This is a genomic window from Kineosporia sp. NBRC 101677 (genome assembly GCF_030269265.1).
Lineage (GTDB): Bacteria > Actinomycetota > Actinomycetes > Actinomycetales > Kineosporiaceae > Kineosporia > Kineosporia rhizophila.
Genome location: NZ_BSTA01000001.1, coordinates 1,051,011 through 1,069,929 on the forward strand (window position 1 = coordinate 1,051,011; position 18,919 = coordinate 1,069,929).

Below are 18,919 nucleotides of genomic sequence, written 5' to 3' on the forward strand. Positions count from 1 at the left end.
GGGGCCGTGCTCTGGCGTTTTGCCCACGCAGCGCCCTGGCCGGCTCGAGACCGACTGAGGCCCGAGGACGTCCTCAATGAACCTTCCGGGTACCAAAGACGGGCCGGTGACCACACCGGCCGGTAGCCGCCCGTCCGGCGGCGACCCAGCTGGCGCAGCGTAGTCGGGCGGATCGGGGCCGACCGGGCATCCTGCCGGTGATCCGGGGCCCGGCTGATGCTTTCGGGTGAACCGCGTTCACAGGAACGGAGCAGCCCTCAAGCACCGGCACGCCGGGGTCGAAGCCTCCATCTGAGCAAGGACCGCTCCTGACGCGCCACGGATCGGCGCACCCCGCGCCGCTGACCGCGAAGGTCACCGGCCGAAAGACGATTGTGCCCGCTAGTTCTCGCCGAAGGGCTGCGTTCATGTCCATGCTCGACGACGTCTCCATCGACGCCCTGCACTCCGCCCTGGACGGTCTGTCCATGCGGCAGCGGGCGGTCAGCGACGACATCGCCAACGTCAACACGCCCTACTACCGGGCGCGCTCGGTCGCCTTCGAGGACCAGCTGGAACGGGCCCTGGTGAACGGGGACGACCCGATGGAGTCGGTGACCCCGAAGGTGGTCTACTCCGACGCCCCGGGCGACCTCACCGGCAACAACGTCGACCTGGGCACGGCCACGGTGAACAGCGTGAAGACCGAGATGAGCTACGAGCTGGCGCTGCGGGCCACCGGCGACCGCTTCAGCCTGCTGCGTGCCGCGATCAGGAGCAACTGACATGTTCGATTCCCTCACCATCTCCGGCAGCGGCATGTACGTCCACCAGAACTGGATGGACGCCGTCTCGGACAACATCGCGAACGTCAACACCGTGCGGCCCAGCAACGAGGACGCCTTCCAGGCCCGCTACGTGATCGCCCAGTCGATCGAGGACGGCCAGGTCGGCGCCGGTGTGCGGGTGGCCGGGGTGGAGCTCGGGGACGCGACGGGCCGGCTGGTCTACAGCCCCGAGCACCCCTACGCGGACGCCCAGGGCTACGTGCGCCAGCCGGACATCGACCTGGGTGACCAGATGACCCAGATGATCATGGCGCAGCGCGGTTTCCAGGCGAACTCCGCCAACCTCGACCGGGTGCGGGCCGCCTACCAGGCCGCCATCCAGATGGGACGCAGCTGACATGAGCACCGGACCGATCGAGGCGGTCGGCGGTGTCGGCAGCGCCGACCCCGCCCAGATGATGTCGATCGACGCCCTCTACAGCCAGATGGCCTCCGGGCTGGGCAGCGCCGACCTGGGGAGCATCGAGAACGTGTCGGTCCCCGGGATCGACGCGACCACGATCGGCCAGGCCGCGGCCGCCCGCAGCGACTCGTTCGGCGAGATGCTCGGGCAGGGCCTGCAGGAGGTCGAGAACCTCGACATCAACGCCCAGAACAAGGCCCTGGGCGCGGCCACCGGGGATCTCGACGACGTCCACGACTACGTGATCGCCGCCGTGGAGGCGCAGACCGCCGTCGAACTGACGACGACGCTGCGCAACAAGGCGCTTGAGTCGTTCCAGCAGATCATCGGGATGCAGCTGTAATGAGCCCTCAGTTCAACGCCAAGACGATCACCACGCGGGCCCGCACCTTCGCCGACGGTTTCACCACCGGGCAGCGGGCCGTCGTGATCGTGGCGGTCCTCGGCCTGCTGCTGGGCGCGTTCGCCCTCAGCCGGTACCTCTCGCAGCCCGACTGGGCGCCGTTGTACGGCGGCCTGTCCGGGGAGGACGCCAGCGCGATCACCGACCAACTGGACGCCGAGGGCGTGCCCTACCAGCTCGCCGACAACGGCACCGCCATCCTGGTGCCGCAGGAGCAGGTCTACGCGACCCGGATCAGCCTCGCCGCGGCCGGCCTGACCGGCGGGGCCGAGGGCGACGGCGCCGGCTGGGAACTGCTCGACGACCAGGGCATCACCGCTACCGAGTTCCAGCAGAACGTGGCCTACCAGCGGGCGCTCTCGGGCGAACTGTCCCGGACGCTGGAGGCGATGGCCGGGGTGGAGGACGCGGTCGTCCAGCTCGCCATCCCCGAGCCCAGCGTGTTCTCCGAAGAGGAGGACAACCCGACGGCCGCCGTGCTGCTGAAGCTGACAGCCGGTACCGAGATGGCCGACAGCCAGGTGCAGTCGGTCACCAACCTGGTCGCCGGCTCGGTGGCGAACTTGAGCCCGGACGACGTGACGGTCACCGACCAGAACGGCGAACTGCTCTCCGGAGGCAGCGGAGGCGGGGGCGCGGCCGGCGACGCGAGCGCCACCGACAGCCAGACCGCCGCCTTCGAGGCCCGGATGAACAAGTCCGTCGAGGACGTCCTCAATGCCGTTGTGGGTCCGAACAACTCGAAGGTGCAGGTGAACGCCACCCTGAACTTCGACGACACCGAGACCACGAGCAAGACCTACAACCAGGAAACCCCGCCGCCGCAGCCACTGGAACGTGCCACGGTCAACGAGACATACACCGGCGGCGGCGCGAACGCCGGTGGCACCCTCGGTCAGGAGGTCCCGACTCCACTGGCCAGTGGGGCCGGCAACGGAAACTACTCCCGCGAGCAGGAAACCGTGAACAACGCCGTGAACGAGAGCATCTCGAAGATCAACGAGGCCCCCGGCACGGTGGAGCGGATGACTGCGGCGGTGGTGCTGAACAGCGACAAGGCCAACGGGCTGACCACCCAAACCGCCTCCGCACTGGTGTCCCAGGCCCTCGGTCTGGACACCGCCCGGGGAGACACCGTGACCGTCAGCGTCCTGCCGTTCGACACCAGTGCCGCCGAGGCCGCCCAGAAGGCCCTGGACGAGCAGGCCAGCGCCGAGCGCACGGCCGGCTACCTGAACCTGGCCAAGCAGGTCGGCCTGGCGCTCCTGGTGCTGATCGCGGTGATCATCTTCCTCCGCCGCCGCAAGAAGAAGCTTCAGGAGGAGGAAGAGGCCCGGATCGAGGCGACCGCCTCCGACCTGCCCGAGGGCTACGTGATGCAGCAGCAGGGCGCACTCGGGGGCAACCAGCAGCTCGCCCTGGCCCAGGAGGCGGACCTGTCCCGGGACCGGATGCGGGACGAAGTCTCCGCCATGGTCGACAACCAGCCCGACGACGTCGCCGCGATGCTTCAGGGCTGGCTGGCAGAACGGAAGTAGCAGCAGATGTCTCTGGCAACCCAGAACGAGGCGCTCAGCGGTGTCCGCAAGGCCGCCATCTTCCTGGTCCAGCTGGGCCAGGAGAAGGCTGCGCGGATCATGGGCATGCTGCCCGAGGACATCGTCGAGGAACTCACCGGCGAGATCGTGCGGCTCAAAGAGGTCAGCGCGATCGATGCCGAGGCGGTGCTGTCCGAGGCCCACGACAACCTGGCGGCGCAGTCCGGCTCCCGGGGCGGCATGGACCTGGCCCGGCAGCTGCTGGCCCAGAGTCTGGGCAGCGACCGGGCCGAGGAGATCATGGAGCGCCTCGGCGCCTCCCTGGCCGAGATGCCGTTCGAGGGGATCCGCCGGGCCGACGCCCGGCAGCTGCTCTCGTTCCTCGCCGACGAGCACCCGCAGACCATCGCCCTGGTCCTGGCCCACCTCGCCCCGCAGCAGTCGGCGGTGGTGCTCTCCGGCCTGGCCCAGAGCCTGCAGGCCCAGGTGGCCTACCGGATCGCCTCGATGGAACCGGCCAGTCCGGACGTGATCCGGCTGGTGGAGCGGGAACTCGAGCGCCGGATGACCACGGTGCTGGGCCCGCAGGAGATGTCCAGCGTGGGTGGTGTGGAACCGCTGGTGGCGATCATCAACCGGGCCGACCGCTCGACCGAGCGGATGATCCTCGAGGGCCTGGAGACGGTGAACCCGGAACTGGCGGAGACCGTCCGCGCCCAGATGTTCATCTTCGAGGACATCCTCACCCTCGACGACAAGGCGATCCAGCTGGTGCTGCGCAACGTCGAGAGCGGCGACCTGGCCCTGGCCCTCAAGGGCGTCAGCCCGGCGGTCAAGGACAAGATCACCCGCAACCTGTCCGCCCGTGCGGCCGAGAACCTGGTCGAGGAGATCGACCTGCTCGGTGCCGTCCGGATCAAGCAGGTCGAGGAGGCCCAGGCCAAGGTGGTCCAGGAGATCCGGGCTCTGGAGCAGACCGGCCAGATCCTCATCCAGCGCGGCGACGACGAGGCGATGGTGGAGTGATGACGTCCCGAACCGGTTCCAGCCCGGTGCTTTCCGGGGCCGAGGCGCAGGCTGCGGTGCGGCCGGCCAATCTGGACCGGCCGCTGCACCGGGGCACGATCGACCCGCAGTACAGCGATCCCCGGCTGGAGGAGATGATCCGGGCCACCGCCGAGCGAGCCCGCGAGGAGGCCCAGGCCCAGGGGTATCTGGCCGGCTGGTCACAGGGCCGGCAGGCGGCGGCCGAGGAGAACGTCCGGGTGCAGGCCCGGCTGCAGGAGGAGAACCAGAAGCTGCGGGCCCAACTCACGGTCGAGGCCCAGCAACTGCTGGAGAACCTCCGGGACGCCACCCGGCAGGTTCAGCAGGCCACCCTGCCGCAGTGGAACGAGGTCTCGGACATCCTGACCGATGGGGCCCTGCGCCTCGCCGAGGCGGCGTTGGGCCGGGAACTTCAGACAATGGACGATTCGGTCACCTCAGCGGTCCAGGCTGCACTTCGGCAGGTGGCCGCCTCCGAGGAGACCGAGGTGCACCTGCACCCCTCCGACGCCGAGGTCCTGGCCGAGGACGCGGTCGAGGGGGTGACGATCGTGCCCGACCCGGCGGTGCCCGCGGGTGCGGTCACGGTGCTCACCCCGACCCAGCGGTTGCGGCACGACCTTCCGGGGGCGCTCAGCGCCGCCGAGGAGGTGCTGCGTTCGTGAGTTCTTCGCTGGCTGAGACTCTTCGGCAGCGGCTGGACGCCGCGGCCGGGGCGGCTGCCCCGCGGCCCGAGGGGCGGGTCGGCGAGGTCGTCGGTCTGGGCATCGGCGTGCGCGGGCTGTCCGCGGCCGTCAACGAGCTGCTCAGCATCGAGACCTCGGCCGGGCAGCTGCCCGCCCAGGTGATCGCCGTGCAGCGGGACGGGGTCACGGCGATGCCGCTGGGGGCCACCGCCGGGGTGGCGGCCGGCAACCCGGTCCGGCGGACCGGCGACCAGCTCCGGATCCCGGCCGGCTACGGGATGATGGACCGGATCATCGACCCGCTCGGGCGCCCGATGGACGGCAAGCCGAAACCGGTCGGCGTGAGCTGGGTCCCGGTCGAGAACGCCGCCCCCAACCCGCTGTTGCGCCGTCGGGTGGAGAACGCCCTGCCCACCGGCGTACGGGCGATCGACACCCTGATCCCGGTAGGCGCCGGGCAGCGGGTCGGCATCATGGCCGGCTCCGGTGTGGGTAAGTCCACCCTGCTGGGCATGGCCGTGCGGGGCACCGTGGCCCCGGTGCGCGTGGTCGCGCTGGTCGGTGAACGTGGCCGTGAGGTACGCGAATTCATCGAGGACACCCTGGACGCCGAGGCCCGCAGCCGGACCGTACTGGTGGTGGCCACCGCCGACGACCCGGCACTGCTGCGGGTGACGGCGGCCTTCACCGCGACCCGGATCGCCGAGTGGTTCCGCGACCAGGGCGAGGACGTGCTGCTGGTGGTCGACTCGGTGACCCGGACCGCGATGGCCCAGCGTGAGGTGGCCCTGGCCGCCGGCGAGCCCCCGGCCACCCGCGGCTACCCGGCCAGTGTGTTCGCCATGATGCCGCGCCTGCTGGAGCGCTCGGGACCGGGTCAGAACGGTTCCATCACCGCCCTTTACACGGTTCTGGTGGAGGGCGACGACCTGCAGGACCCGGTCGGCGACACCGCCCGAGGCATCCTGGACGGGCACATCGTGCTGTCCCGTGACCTGGCCACCGCCGGCCACTTCCCCAGCATCGACGTGCTGGAGTCGGTCTCCCGGGTGGAGCGGGCGATCCTCAGCGAGGAGGACCGCCAGCTCGCGCTCACCCTGCGGCGGCTCATGGCCTCCTGGCGCGACGTGCGCGAACTGGTCGAGGTCGGCGCCTACGTGAGCGGCAGCGACCCGGTGGCCGACGCCGCGATCCGGCTGCGCCCGGCGATCGACAACTTCCTGCGTCAGCGTCCCGACGAGGCGATCCCGGTCCAGCAGTCGTGGGCCGAGCTGGCCGGTCTGCTGCAGGTGAGGCGATGAGGCCGGTGCCGTAGTGGCCAAGAAGGGGTTTCGCCTGGCCACGGTGGAGCGGCTGCGCGAGAAGCGCCTCGAGGAGGCCGCCCAGGCACTGCACGAGGCGCAGGCCGCGGTGCGCGAGGCGACGGCCCGGCGCGACGACCTGCTCGAACGGCTCCGGGCCGGGCGGCACGGCGGGAACACCGCGCACGAGCTGGAACTGGAGTCGGTGTACCGGTTCCGGCTGCGCGGTGACCTGGCCGAGGTCGAGCACGAACTGAAGAAGCTCAGCGCGAAGCTGAACGAGCGGCGGGAGGCCTGGTTGCAGGCCCGGGCCGAGGTGCACGCGGTAGCCGCCCTGCACGACCGCTACCGGCGGCAGCGGGCCGAGATGCTGATGCGCGCCGAGCAGAAGGAACTGGACGAACGGGCCGGGTCCGGGCGCCGCCTGCCGGTGCCGACCAACGGCAACGAAGACGGGGGGAACTGATGTCCGAGGGCATGAGCGCGGTGCTGGGGCGGATCAGCCAGATCGAGGCCCTGATCAATCCGCAGCGGGTGAACCAGTCCGCCGCGACGTCGGCCGCCTCCTCCACCGCAGCCACGGCGGCCACGGGCTCGGCCACGACCGGCTCGACCGAGTTCGACGACCTGCTGGAACTGGTCAACGGCAAGACCGGCGACACCGGTACCCGCGGATCGTCCGGAGCCACCAAGAGCCTGGCCGAGCAGGCGGTCTCGATCGCCAAGCAGTACCTGGGCGTGCCCTACCGGTGGGGCGGCAACGACCCGTCGACCGGTCTGGACTGTTCCGGCTTCACCAAGCTGGTGTTCGGCCAACTGGGTATCGACCTGCCGCGCACCAGCGCCCAGCAGGCTACGGTCGGTACCAGGGTCTCCTCGCTGGCTGCCGCCCAGCCCGGCGACCTGGTGTTCTTCAACTCCCCGGTCTCCCACGTGGGGATCTACCTGGGTGGCGGCAAGATGATCGACGCGCCCAAGGCCGGCGACGTGGTCCGGATCCGCGACGTCTACGAGACCCCGGCGCACATCCGCCGGGTGATCAGCGACGCCGGCGGTTCCTCGTCCGACTCGGTGGCCCGGACACTGGCCCAGCTGACCGGTTCGGCCGGCTCCGGTTCACTCGGATCGACGCCGTACGCAAGGCTTTTCGAATCTTCCGGCAAGAAGTACGGCCTGGATCCGGCGCTCCTGTCGGCCGTGGCCAAGACGGAGAGCAACTACAACGCCTCGGCCCGCAGCCCGGCCGGCGCCCTCGGCCTGATGCAGATCATGCCCGGCACCGCCCGGGAACTGGGGGTGGACCCGATGGTCCCGGCCCAGGCGGTGGACGGTGCCGCCCGCTACCTGGCGGACCAGCTGCGCACCTTCGGCCGGGTCGATCTGGCCCTGGCCGCCTACAACGCCGGACCCGGTGCGGTCCGGAAGTACGACGGTGTACCGCCCTATTCCGAAACCGAGAACTACGTCCGACGAGTACAGAACGCTTGGGGGCAACTGCGATGACCGCTTCGACCAACCTGCAGAGTGCGATCGATTCCCTGATCGGCCCGGCCGCCGGCCGGCCCACCTTCCGTAACGACTCGGCCCTGGCGGCGGAGCGCGGGCTCCAGTTCGACCAGCAACTGTCCAAGGCCCAGGACCGCTCGTACGACGAGCGCGTGCTGGACCGCCAGAACGCCTCCGAACGGGCCGCCCAGGACGCGGCGCGACGGCGCACCGCAGCCGCCCGCGACCGGGCGGAGGACGCCGCCGAGGACCGAGAGGCCGAGAACCGCGCGGCTGAGAAGGCCGCCGACCGGGCCGCCGCCGAGAAGGCCGCCGACCGGCGGGCGATGCTCACCGAGTCGCTGATCGACACCCGCGCCGACGTGACTGCGCAGGCCGGTCTGGAGCCCAGCGAGACCTACCGCACCGCCTCCCAGAACGCGGAGGCCGCCTCGGCCTCGGCGTCGGCGGAGGTGTCGGCCCTGGTCCAGGTTCTGGCCGCCGAATCGCTGGCGGCCCGCCAGATCGCGCAGGCGCTGGCCGGGGCCGACGCCGAGGCTGCGGCGAAGGTGCCGACGGTGACCTCGATCGAGACCACCACCGGCCCGGACGGCGTGCACACCCGGCTCTCCATCGAGGTGGCCCTGGACGCCTCGGCCGGTGCCGGAGGAGCCGAGGGCGAGGCCGGGCTGGACGCGAACCTGGCTGCTCGCCTGAGCGCCGAGATCGAGGGCCGGCACAACAGCGTGCTGGCCGCTCTGCTCGGGGTGGACGCGGACGCCTCGGTCGATGCCGCCACCGGGGTGCAGGGCACCGCCGGCGCCGCCGCCGGGGTCGGGACTGGCACTGGTCCTGGTGCTGGTGCTGGGGTCACCGGAACTGCTGACCTGACCGGCACCGCTGCCGCTACTGCCCAGGCTGGTGTGAGCGGTGACCAGGGTGAGCAGGCCCCGGCCACCGGGAAGACCGGCTCCGGCCTGCCGGAGGACACCCAGGCCGCTGCGAAGGCCAAGGCCGGCGGGTCGGCCTCGGCCGAGGTGGCGGCGGAGGTGGCCAAGGCTGCCGCCGCGGGCATCACCCAGAAGTTCGACCCGTCCTCGATGCCGAACCGGATCATGGTCGACGGCCAGTGGATGAACGGGACCGAAGCGGCTGCGAAGCTGAACGGCACCGCTGCGGGCGAGGGCGCCGGGACCTCCGGGACCTCGGGCACCTCCGGGAGCACGGCGCCGCTGCCCTCGCGGATCATGGTCGACGGTCAGTGGATGACCGGGGCCGAGTTCGCCGCCCTGAACAGTAAGCCGGCCGCCGACGAGACCGCCCCGACGAAGTCCACCGGGGCCACCGGCACCCAGGACGGCACTGAGGGTGCCGAAGGGGCCGGTACCGCCGGCGACGCGACGAAGGCCGCGGCCCGCTCGGGCGCGACCTCGGACTCGTCCGCTGATGCGGAATCGTCCGAGAGCTCGCAGTCCTCCGCCCGTAACGACGCCTTCGCCACCCAGATCAACCAGGCCCAGCAGACGCAGCAGGCCCAGCTGCCCACTGCCGTGACCGGCTCCGGCTACAGCTCGGCGGCCGCCGAGAGCGTGGCCCAGCAGGTGGGGATGCAGCTCGCGGCCCAGCTGCGCAACGTGCGCGACGGCAATCACCGTGCGGTGATCCACCTTTCGCCGGACGAGCTGGGCGACGTGACGGTCACCCTGTCGGTGCACAACGGTGACGTCCGGCTCGACCTGCTCGCGGCCCCGGCGGCGCTGAGCCAGCTGCAGGCCGGGCTGAACGACCTGCGCGAGCAGATGTCGCAGGCCGGGCTGAACCTGGCCGACGTCAACCTGGAGGCGAGCACGAGCACCGAGACCGCCACCAGCAGTGGGAGCGGTCAGTCCGGCTACCAGCCGGGCACCCCGGTCCCCGGGACGAGTTCGATGAGCACGGGGACGGCCGGCAGGCCGATGGCCCTGGCCGGTGCGTCGGGCACCCCGATGACCGGTGCTGCGATGAGTGACAGCGCCCTCGACGTGACGATCTGACGCCCACCCCCGGACTGCGAGGAGGACCCGATGCCCACGAGCGCACCCATCGGCAACATCGCCGACATCGTCAAGGCGAACCAGACCGCCAGTGCCCAGGAAGTCTCCCGGGCCACCAACAGCACCACCTCCGACAAGGACATGTTCCTGAAACTTCTTCTGGCCCAGATGAAGTACCAGGACCCGATGAACCCCACGGACTCGGCCCAGTACCTCTCCCAGATGGCGCAGTTCACCACCGTGGAGAAGCTGCAGGACATGGTCGACAACACCACCAGCCTGCTCACCGCCAGCCAGATGCAGTCGGCGCTGAACATGGTCGGAGCCACGGTGGAGTACGGCCTGGGCGACAAGCAGGGCAGCGGTGTCGTCACCGGCATCGCCATGATCGACGGCTCCCCCCAGCTGATGGTCACCAACGGTGAGAAGACCACCAAGGTGCCGCTGGCCGACGTCTCCAGTGTGAAGGTGGCCGGCACCGCGACGGTCCCGGACGAGAAGTCCGAGGAGACCCCGCCGAAGTCCGCCGCCCAGAACACGACCGATCCCTCCCGGTCCGACGACACCGGGACGATCTGACCCGTCCTGGTCCCCCAGTTCCGGGCGCACGATGCGCCGGATTTCCCCGGCACGGATGCCGACCGCAGTAATGACCGAACCAGGAGGTCCGGCATGCTCCGCTCACTCTTCACCGGAATCAGCGGCCTGAAGGCCCACCAACAGATGATGGACGTGGTCAGCAACAACATCGCCAACGTCAACACCACCGGCTTCAAGACCTCGAACATCGTCTTCGAGGACACGCTGAGCCAGCTGCTGCGGGCCGCCGGGGCCTCGACCGCGACCAGCGGTGGCCTGGACCCGACGCAGATCGGTCTGGGTGTGAAGCTGGCTGCGGTGCAGCAGAACTTCGCCCAGGGATCGGCCCAGGTCACGAACAAGGCGACCGACCTGATGATCAACGGTGACGGGTTCTTCGTGCTCGACGACGGCGGCACCCAGGTGTACTCCCGGGCCGGTGCGTTCACTCTGGACAACGACGGCTTCCTGGTGAACCCGAACGGTATGTACGTGCAGGGTTTCCAGGCCGTGGACGGTGCGCTCACCGCCTACGGTGAGCTCGGCCGACTGCAGCTCCAGGCCGGCCTGAGCATTCCGGGCTCGGCGACCACCACGGTCTCGCTGGGCGGCAACCTGGATCCTGAGGGCACGGCCGAGCTCCAGGTCACGGCCACCGTCTACGACGAGGGCGGCGCGGCCTACGCGGTGCCGATCATCCTGACCCCGAACGGCGACGGCACCTACGCCGTGCAGGCCCGCGACCCTGCCGACAACGACGCCGACCTGGGTACGGCCGGCACCGTGGCCTTCGACACCGCCGGCCGGTACGACGCCGGGGCCTCCACCGCCCCCACGTTCACCATCAACGGCGTGAACATGACGGTGGACCTCAGCCAGTTCACCGGCTACGCCGGCATCAGCGGACCCCAGACCAGGGACGTGGACGGTTTCGCGGCCGGCACCCTGAACGAGTTCCAGATCGGGCCGGACGGGGTGATCACCGGCATCTTCAGCAACGGCCAGAAGCAGGCCCTGGGCCAGCTCGCCCTGGCCACGTTCAACAACGTGAACGGTCTGGAGAAGCAGGGCGACAGCGTGTACCGCGACACCGCCAACTCCGGTCTGCCGCAGATCGGTATCGCCGGTTCCGGCGGCGTGGGCCTGGTCACCGGGGGCGCCCTGGAGATGTCCAACGTCGACCTGGCGGCCGAGTTCACCAACATGATCATCGCTCAGCGCGCCTTCCAGGCGAACTCCAAGGTGATCACCTCCAGCGACGAGATCCTGCAGGAACTGGTCAACATCAAGAGGTAGTGACTGCTCGGCGTCAGGGAGGGTCACCGGTCACCGTCAGGCGGCCGGTGGCCCTCTCGCGCGTCACCCGGCCGGATCACCCACTGTGCAGCTACTTTCGGGTGACCGCCGGACGGACGTCGGCCGTACGGGCCCGGGTCAGCGCCCAGGCCGGGCATTTACGCATCTTCCGGGGCGGTCGCCCGAGGCGCCGGACCGCCCGGGTAGCCCGACCGGAGCAGCCGGTACCCGATCGTCTCAATCCCGGGCCCCCGCTGCCGACCGATTAAGAGGTGGCCAAAGGACGGGCCACACAACTCCAAGGACGGATCTTCGCGTGATCATTCTGACCCGACTGGGTAACGGGATAGCCGTTGCGGTGAACCCAGACCTGATCGAACGCGCCGAGGCGACCCCCGACACCGTCATCACGCTGGTCGACGGCCACAAGCTGGTCATCGAGGAGCCGCTGCCGCGTGTCGTCGAGCTGGTCCGCACCTGGCGCGCCTCGGTCGCGGCCGAGGCGATCACCCTCGCCCGGTACGGCGGCGACGCCGGGACGCTGCGGCCCGCCTCCGAGCAGGAGGCCGGCACCGCCTCGATGGCCGACCGCACCAGTCAAGATTCGACAATCGGCCGGGTTCTACGGCTGCCCTCACGGGAGGTGTGAGCATGGACGTGGCAATGATTGCCGGCGTGGTCGTCGCGATGGTGGCGATCTTCGTCTCGATGATCCTCGAGGGCGGCAGCCCGCTGGCGATCTTCCTGATCCCGCCGATCCTGCTGGTCATCGTGGGTACCTTCGGCGCCTGCATGGGTGGCGGCACGATCCCCTCGATGATGACCGCCTTCAAGTGGCTGGCCTACGCGTTCACCGCCAAGCCGCCCAACCACGAGGAGATCGTGGAGCCGCTGGTGAAGATGGCCGAGAAGGCCCGCCGGGAAGGGCTGCTGTCGCTGGAGTCCGAGATGGACGACGTCGCAGACCCGTTCATGCAGCGCGGCCTGCAGATGGCCGTCGACGGCACCGACCCCGACGACCTGTACGACATCCTGATGGCCGAGGTGCGGGCGAAGAAGGCGTCGGCCGCCATCGGCGCCGGATTCTGGACCGACGCAGGCGGTTACGCCCCGACGATCGGTATCGTCGGTACCGTCCTCGGTCTGATCCACGTGCTCGAGAACCTCGACGACCCCTCGAGCCTGGGCGCCCTGATCGCCGCGGCCTTCGTCGCCACCCTGTGGGGCGTCATGTCGGCCAACGTGATGTTCCTGCCCTGGGGCAAGCGGATCAAGTATCTGGCCGCCCAGGAGGCGGCCAAGATGGAACTGATCATTGATGGGGTGCTGGCGATCCAGGCCGGCTCCAACCCGCGGGTGGTGGCCACCAAGCTGCGCTCGAAGATGACCCCGACCGGCCCGAACGAAGTGCGTGAGGCGGCCTGATGAGCGGCGGCGGGGGCGGTAAGCGCCGGGGTCACGAGGAGGAGCACGAGGAGCACGAGAACCACGAGCGCTGGCTGGTCAGCTACGCCGACATGATGACCCTGCTGATGGTGCTCTTCATCGTGCTCTTCGCGATCAGCCAGGTGGACTCCAAGAAGTTCGCCGCCCTGGCGACCGGTCTGTCGACCAGCTTCGGTACTCCCACCGAGGTTCTCAGCGGTGGTCCCTCCCTGCTCGACCCGGGAGGTGCGGTCGCCCCCGACACCATGCCGAAGCCTGGAGTGGACGGGACGAACGAACCCCAGGAGGGAGAGGTCGACCCGGAGAAGGTGGCCGAGCTGGTCAAGGCCACCGAAGAGGCCGCGGTGAAGGAGGAGGTCAACAACCTCCGGGAAGCGCGGAAGGAACTCAGGAATGCGCTGAGCCGGGCCGGACTCAAGAACGGCGCCAACTTCCGGTTCGACGAGCGCGGCCTGGTGGTCACCATCGCCACCGACAACGTGCTGTTCACCAGCGGCAGTGCCACCCTGCAGCCGCGCGGCCAGCGGATCCTGAACGCCCTGGGCCCGACCCTGCGGAGTCTGCCCAACCGGCTGAGCGTGGACGGGCACACCAACTCGATCCCGATCCGCACCGCGCAGTTCGCCTCCAACTGGGAGCTTTCCGGTCAGCGGGCCTCGAACGTGTTGCGCTACCTGCACAACGAGCAGAGCATCCCGTTCCGCCGGATGACCTTCACCGGTTTCGCCGACACCCGGCCCCGGCTCTCCAACGACGACCCACGGGCGGTGGTCGTCAACCGCCGGGTCGAGATCGTCGTCGTGGCCCGGGTGGACGAGTCGGCCGGCCAGGCCGTCGAGGACCTCGGCAACCAGAGCGGTTCCACCACCTCGGGCGAGTAGCTCGCCCACGGACCACCAGACCACAGAAGGAGACAGTCACATGGCCAAGGCAGAAGAGAAGGAGGGCGATGAGGAGGCCAAGGGCGGGGGCAAGAAGAAGCTCCTGATCATCGCCCTGCCCGTCGTCGTCCTGATCCTCGCCGCCGCCTACTTCCTCGTGCTGAAGCCGAAGGACGACGGGGCCGCGGCCGCGTTGCCGGAACCGACCGCCGGTGTCGTGGTCCCGCTGGAGTCGATCACGGTGAACCTCGCCAGCGGCCACTTCCTCAAGGTGGGGGTCGCTCTGCAACCCACCGCCGAGGCGGCCGAGGTGGACGGCTCCAAGGCGCTGGACAAGATCATCGACGTGTTCAGCGGCATGTCCGTGGCCGAGCTGTCCGAGGCCAAGGGCAAGGACGAGGCCAAGGAGGAGCTGGTGGCCCGGATCAAGCTGGCCTACCTGCCGCACGGCGAGATCACCCACGAGGAGATCAAGAAGGCCAACGAGGAGGTCAGCGGAGGCAAGGCGCACGAGGACGACGAGCTGACCGCCGCCCAGGCGATCAAACGCGCGTCCGAGCTGACCGTGCAGCCGGAGGTCTACGACCTCTACTTCACCGAGTTCGTGATGCAGTGAGGTCCTGACCGACCAGACCCGAGCACGAACGGACGGCGGTGGCAGCCCCCCAAGGCTGCCACCGCCGTCCTTCGTTTGCCGTCCTGACCGCCCCGCCGCAGATACCGCCGGAGACGGTTAAAGGATCTCGCCCGGCCCACCGATGCACCTTTCGTGGGCTACTCCAATCAGGCGACCAGCACGGGCAGACGCCCAAGGGCAGGTGCTCGGACCTATGACTTCCGCCGGCCGGTCAGGCTGGCCCGGGAGGATGCCCACCTGCTGAAGGTCGCGATGCAGACCTTCGGCCGGCAGGCAACCACCGTGCTGACGACCAGTCTCCGTGCGGTCAGCGTGCTCAGCCTCGTGCAGGTCGAGGAGATGAGTTACGACGAGTTCCTGTCGGGGCTGCCCGAGGCGAGCGTCTGCGCCGTGATGTCGCTGGAACCGTTGCAGGGCAAGGCGCTGATGAGTCTCGACCTCAGCAACCTGATGGTCATGATCGACCATCTGCTGGGCGGCAGCGGGGTCGACGAGCAACCCGAGCGTCCGCTGACCGACATCGAGCAGACGCTGGTCCGGCACCTGCTGGGCCGGGCGCTGCGCGAGTTCGCCTACGCGCTCGAGCCGATCGCGGTCACCCGGCCGCAGCTGCTCACGCTGGAGAGCAACGCGCAGTTCGTGCAGGCGGCCGCGGCCACCGACCCGGTGATCGTGGCCCGCATGCAGCTGGCAGTGGGTGAGCGGGTCAGCACGATGGACCTGTGCATGCCCTACGCCATGCTGCAGCCGGCCCTCGAGCAGGCCACCCGGTCGCAGGACCGCGGTGAGAAGCAGAAGCAGCGCAGTGCGGCGGCCGCCAAGACCACCCAGCGGCTGAACGACGTCGAGGTCGACGTCTCGATCCGCTTCGACCCGCTGCGGATGAGCTCCTCGCAGATCGGCCGGCTGGCCGTGGGTGACGTGGTCAGCCTGGGGCACCGCACGTCCAAGCCGCTGGAGGTCACTTCGGCGTCCTCCACGTTCGGCTACGCGATCCCCGGCGCCAGCGGCAAGCAGCTGGCGGCTCTGATCGTCGATCCGGAGCAGTAACTTCGCGGAAGTTCACTCAGTCAGCTCAATCGACGCAGGGATGCGGCCGAGAAGGCAGGGAAGCCACCTCGACATCTGACTCATCGCACACCGAGGACCCCTCATGTCTTTCTCAGCCTCACCCATGGTTCCCGAGCAGCGCACAGGCGATGCCGGCAACCGGGACGCAGTGGCCCAGGCCGCGATCGGGGCCGTGCGGGAAGCCCTGCCGCAGATCCCCTCGGCCTCGCCGCTGACCATCGGCGAACCGGTCGCGGACCCGGCCCAGGCCGTCCTGCCCGATCCGGCCGGCGCCGCGATCACGGCCTTCCTCTCCGGCGGGGTCGAGGGCAAGGTGCTCCTGGTCGTCGGTCAGGAACTGGTCGATGCCCTGGCCGGCACCCCGTTCGGCTCGCTCGAGCCGGCCCAGGCCCTGCGCCCGGCGCTGGACTCGATCGCCAGTTCGCTGGGCGGCCGGCTGGACGGTGACCCCACCGCCACCCCGGTCGAGCAGTGCCTGGAGGTGCTCAACGGCGGCACCACGGTGATCCTGCCGCTGGCCGGGCCGGAGGGCAGCACCACCGCGCTGGTCGGGCTCTCGATCACGCAGATGGCGCCCTCCGCCCCCGCCGCTCCGGCCGCCTTCGGCGCCCGGCCCAGCTCCGGCGGCAACAGCTGGGGCATCGAGATGCTGCGCGACGTCGAGATGGAGGTGACCTGCGAGCTGGGCCGCACCCGGATGTCGGTGCGGCAGCTGCTCGCCCTGGCCCCCGGTGACGTGGTCGAGCTCGACCGGCTCGCCGGGTCACCGGCCGACCTGCTGGTCAACGGCACGCTCCTGGCCCGCGGCGAGGTGGTCGTGGTGGACGAGAGCTTCGGCCTGCGGATCACCGAGATCGTCACCCGGGACGCGACGTGATCGGCGACCTGGACCAGCTCGGGCGCGTGGTCGGCGGCCTGATCGTGGTTCTGATGACGATCGCCCTGGCCGCCCGGCTCGCCCGGCGGGCCGGGGGTGAGAACGGCACCAGCGGCCTGCGGATCGTCGAGCGGATCGGCCTGTCCCGTGAGGCCAACCTCGCGGTGGTCGAGATCAGCGACCGTAAGCTGCTTCTCGGTGTCACCTCGCAGGGGGTGACGATGCTGGCCGACTTCGACGACGCCGACGAGGCGGTCCGGAGCGCAGTCCAGAACGCAGCCCAGAAGCAGCTCACCGGCCGCCGTAGCCGGCGCACCCCGGCCGCCGCCCGGGCCGGTTCAGCCGGTGCGGTGGCGGATGCCGTGAAGTCGAGTCTGCGTCGTCAGCTCGGCCTCCGGAGCAACCGGCAGGAAGCGGACGAGGCATTCGCCGGGCGCCGGACCGCCAGGCGCGGGCGTCGGTCGAAGGGCTTCGGCCTCACCCGGCCCACCGCCGTCCCCAACAGCGAGCCAAGTTTCGTGCCCGGTTTCGTCCCCACCTCGATCAGTGCGCCGGAGAACATCGACGCCGAGGATCTGTTCGAGAGCGAGTTGGCTGCGCAGGAACTTGCCGCAGCCTTCGGCGCCCCGGCGACGGAGGCCGAACTGCCACCGTCTCCGGCTGCTGCGGCCTACGCGGAGGAGGAGCTGATGCCTACTCAGCCACAGACCTCCCCGGCGCCGGTAGACGCACTGCTCATCGACGTCCGCGATTTGACCGATGCGCCCCACTACACCGACCTCGACACCCGCGAGCCGGACCCCCTGGACCCGACCGTCCCGGTGCTCGCCTTCGAACCGGACCACCCGGCGCAGTCTGCCGAGTTGCTGCTCGAATCCGAGCGCCCGGTGCGCCGTTCCGGTCGCCGGGCGGCCGGACCGCCCCGCGATCCCGGTCCCCTCACCCGGGCCCAGAACCGCGCCTCGCTGCGGGACACTCCCGCCGAGGACGAGCCTCTGCCTCTGCCGGACGGCCTTCAGGTGGACGAGTTCCCCGACTTGGCCAGCGCCCTGCGCGCCGCCGGCCGGACCACGGCCGAGCCCGAACCGGAACCCGCACCGCAGCCGGCGACGTTCCCGAGCGCCGAGGTGACCGGAAGGCGGGCTTTCGTTCCCGACAGCCCGGCCGCCCTGATCCAGAGGCCCGCGGAGTCACTGCCGGAACGTACTGCCCGTCAGGTAGCTGCTTTCCAGGCCGAGGCCTACCCCGGTCGTCGGGCCGCAGGCCAGCCCGAGCGGCGGCTGCGCCCCCAGCGTCAGCCTCAGGAGCCGGTGCCAGTACCGGTGCCGGGCCAGGGGCGCCGAGTGGCCCAGCCCCAGGACCAGTCTTCGGACCATCAGCCCGCCCATGTCGCGAGCCGGCCCTCGGGCCGACGGTCCCAGGAGCTGAACCCGCAGGTGAACGGATCGGTGTTGTCGCCCAGGACGTGGCGGCAGGGAGTCGACGCGCTGCGCGACCTGACCGTCCGGCGAGGCTGACCATGGACGGCCGTTCCCCACGGAAGGTGGGGGAACCTCCCGGAGCCGGAGGCGTTGGGGGACTACGACCCGCACTCCGGCTGCTCGCCGGCCTGGTGTTCGGCGTGGCCTTCCTTCTGCTGCAGGTGCCTTCGGCCCAGGCCGCTCCGGTCTCCGAGACACCGGCCGTGAGTGTGACTGCCGTACAAGCCGTGAGTGTGACTGCTGTACAGGCCAACACGGTCGAGCCGGGCGACAACGACGTCACCGTCAGCGTTCCCGGTCAGCGCAGCCAGGTGCTGTCGATCATCATCCTGGTCACCCTGATCGGGGTCGCTCCATCACTCCTGCTGCTGTGCACCTCGTTCACCAAGATCGTGGTGGTGCTGTCGCTGACCCGCAGCGCCCTGGGCACCCCCTCGGTACCGCCGAACCAGGTGCTGGTCGGTCTGGCCCTGTTCCTCTCTCTCTTCATCATGGGCCCGACCGCCGACGCCATCAACGAGGCGGCCATCCAGCCCTACAGCGCCGGCGACCTCAACGCCACCGAGGCCTACCGGGCCGGTACCGACCCGATGCGCGAGTTCATGCTGCGGTTCACCCGCGACGAGGAACTGGCGCTGATGACCAAGGCGGCCGACCTGCCCCTGCCGGAGAACCGCGAGACCGTCGATCTCCGCACCCTGGTACCGGCTTTCGTGCTCAGCGAGCTGCGCGGTGCGTTCATCATCGGGTTCGTCATCTTCATCCCGTTCCTGGTGATCGACATCGTGGTCAGCGCGATCCTGATGTCGCTGGGTATGGTCATGCTGCCTCCGGCGCTCGTCTCGCTGCCGTTCAAGCTGCTGCTGTTCGTGCTGGTCGACGGTTGGACGCTGATCGTGACCACCCTGATCGGCAGCTATCGCTAGCG

20 protein-coding genes are annotated in these 18,919 nt (G+C 70.0%); all 20 read left to right on the forward strand.

Annotated elements, in window-relative coordinates:
* Nucleotides 1-407: 407 nt before the first annotated feature.
* Nucleotides 408-764 (forward strand): flagellar basal body rod protein FlgB, encoded by a 357-nt coding sequence (locus tag QSK18_RS04810; RefSeq protein ID WP_232808715.1) that lies wholly within the window; start codon nucleotides 408-410, stop codon nucleotides 762-764.
* Nucleotide 765: 1 nt separating this feature from the next.
* The gene (gene flgC, locus QSK18_RS04815) at nucleotides 766-1,164 is read left to right on the forward strand and encodes a flagellar basal body rod protein FlgC (RefSeq protein ID WP_285616692.1); all 399 of its coding nucleotides are present in this window, start codon (nucleotides 766-768) and stop codon (nucleotides 1,162-1,164) included.
* Nucleotide 1,165: 1 nt separating this feature from the next.
* On the forward strand, nucleotides 1,166-1,573 hold the full coding sequence (gene fliE / locus QSK18_RS04820) for a flagellar hook-basal body complex protein FliE (protein WP_232808717.1): 408 nt from the start codon (nucleotides 1,166-1,168) through the stop codon (nucleotides 1,571-1,573).
* Nucleotides 1,573-3,171, forward strand: a complete 1,599-nt coding sequence (fliF, locus tag QSK18_RS04825; protein WP_232808718.1) for a flagellar basal-body MS-ring/collar protein FliF — start codon at nucleotides 1,573-1,575, stop codon at nucleotides 3,169-3,171. Before fliE ends, fliF begins: the two co-directional genes overlap by 1 nt.
* Nucleotides 3,172-3,177: 6 nt before the next feature.
* The gene (gene fliG, locus QSK18_RS04830) at nucleotides 3,178-4,197 is read left to right on the forward strand and encodes a flagellar motor switch protein FliG (RefSeq protein WP_232808719.1); all 1,020 of its coding nucleotides are present in this window, start codon (nucleotides 3,178-3,180) and stop codon (nucleotides 4,195-4,197) included.
* A complete protein-coding gene (locus QSK18_RS04835) occupies nucleotides 4,197-4,883 on the forward strand; it encodes a FliH/SctL family protein (protein ID WP_232808720.1) in 687 nt (228 codons plus the stop codon). Before fliG ends, QSK18_RS04835 begins: the two co-directional genes overlap by 1 nt.
* Entirely contained in the window at nucleotides 4,880-6,205 is a 1,326-nt protein-coding gene (locus tag QSK18_RS04840) for a FliI/YscN family ATPase (RefSeq protein ID WP_232808721.1), read from the forward strand. Before QSK18_RS04835 ends, QSK18_RS04840 begins: the two co-directional genes overlap by 4 nt.
* A 13-nt stretch (nucleotides 6,206-6,218) precedes the next feature.
* Complete coding sequence (locus QSK18_RS04845; protein WP_232808722.1) at nucleotides 6,219-6,671, forward strand: flagellar export protein FliJ; 453 nt, start codon at nucleotides 6,219-6,221, stop codon at nucleotides 6,669-6,671.
* The gene (locus QSK18_RS04850; protein WP_232808723.1) at nucleotides 6,671-7,708 is read left to right on the forward strand and encodes an NlpC/P60 family protein; all 1,038 of its coding nucleotides are present in this window, start codon (nucleotides 6,671-6,673) and stop codon (nucleotides 7,706-7,708) included. The genes QSK18_RS04845 and QSK18_RS04850 overlap by 1 nt, the downstream gene beginning before the upstream one ends.
* Nucleotides 7,705-9,723: a flagellar hook-length control protein FliK gene (locus QSK18_RS04855; RefSeq protein ID WP_285616700.1), complete on the forward strand. Its 2,019-nt coding sequence runs from the start codon at nucleotides 7,705-7,707 to the stop codon at nucleotides 9,721-9,723. Before QSK18_RS04850 ends, QSK18_RS04855 begins: the two co-directional genes overlap by 4 nt.
* 30 nt (nucleotides 9,724-9,753) lie before the next feature.
* A complete protein-coding gene (locus QSK18_RS04860) occupies nucleotides 9,754-10,302 on the forward strand; it encodes a flagellar hook assembly protein FlgD (RefSeq protein ID WP_232808725.1) in 549 nt (182 codons plus the stop codon).
* Between the two features lie 93 nt (nucleotides 10,303-10,395).
* Nucleotides 10,396-11,598 (forward strand): flagellar basal-body rod protein FlgF, encoded by a 1,203-nt coding sequence (gene flgF / locus QSK18_RS04865; RefSeq protein ID WP_285616703.1) that lies wholly within the window; start codon nucleotides 10,396-10,398, stop codon nucleotides 11,596-11,598.
* Between the two features lie 316 nt (nucleotides 11,599-11,914).
* Nucleotides 11,915-12,247 carry a flagellar FlbD family protein gene (locus QSK18_RS04870; RefSeq protein ID WP_232808727.1) on the forward strand — a complete coding sequence of 111 codons (333 nt, stop codon included), beginning with the start codon at nucleotides 11,915-11,917 and terminating at the stop codon, nucleotides 12,245-12,247.
* 2 nt (nucleotides 12,248-12,249) lie between these two features.
* Entirely contained in the window at nucleotides 12,250-13,023 is a 774-nt protein-coding gene (locus QSK18_RS04875; RefSeq protein WP_232808728.1) for a flagellar motor protein, read from the forward strand.
* Nucleotides 13,023-13,925, forward strand: coding sequence for an OmpA/MotB family protein (locus tag QSK18_RS04880; RefSeq protein ID WP_285616706.1), 903 nt, complete (start codon nucleotides 13,023-13,025; stop codon nucleotides 13,923-13,925). The genes QSK18_RS04875 and QSK18_RS04880 overlap by 1 nt, the downstream gene beginning before the upstream one ends.
* 40 nt (nucleotides 13,926-13,965) lie before the next feature.
* A complete protein-coding gene (locus QSK18_RS04885; RefSeq protein WP_232808730.1) occupies nucleotides 13,966-14,541 on the forward strand; it encodes a flagellar basal body-associated FliL family protein in 576 nt (191 codons plus the stop codon).
* Nucleotides 14,542-14,694: 153 nt separating this feature from the next.
* Complete coding sequence (locus tag QSK18_RS04890) at nucleotides 14,695-15,612, forward strand: flagellar motor switch protein FliM (protein ID WP_285616709.1); 918 nt, start codon at nucleotides 14,695-14,697, stop codon at nucleotides 15,610-15,612.
* A 103-nt stretch (nucleotides 15,613-15,715) separates the two neighbouring features.
* Nucleotides 15,716-16,510: a flagellar motor switch protein FliN gene (fliN, locus tag QSK18_RS04895; RefSeq protein WP_232808732.1), complete on the forward strand. Its 795-nt coding sequence runs from the start codon at nucleotides 15,716-15,718 to the stop codon at nucleotides 16,508-16,510.
* A complete protein-coding gene (locus tag QSK18_RS04900) occupies nucleotides 16,507-18,027 on the forward strand; it encodes a FliO/MopB family protein (RefSeq protein WP_285616711.1) in 1,521 nt (506 codons plus the stop codon). The genes fliN and QSK18_RS04900 overlap by 4 nt, the downstream gene beginning before the upstream one ends.
* Before the next feature lie 191 nt (nucleotides 18,028-18,218).
* Nucleotides 18,219-18,917 carry a flagellar type III secretion system pore protein FliP gene (fliP, locus tag QSK18_RS04905; protein WP_285616716.1) on the forward strand — a complete coding sequence of 233 codons (699 nt, stop codon included), beginning with the start codon at nucleotides 18,219-18,221 and terminating at the stop codon, nucleotides 18,915-18,917.
* Nucleotides 18,918-18,919: the final 2 nt, after the last annotated feature.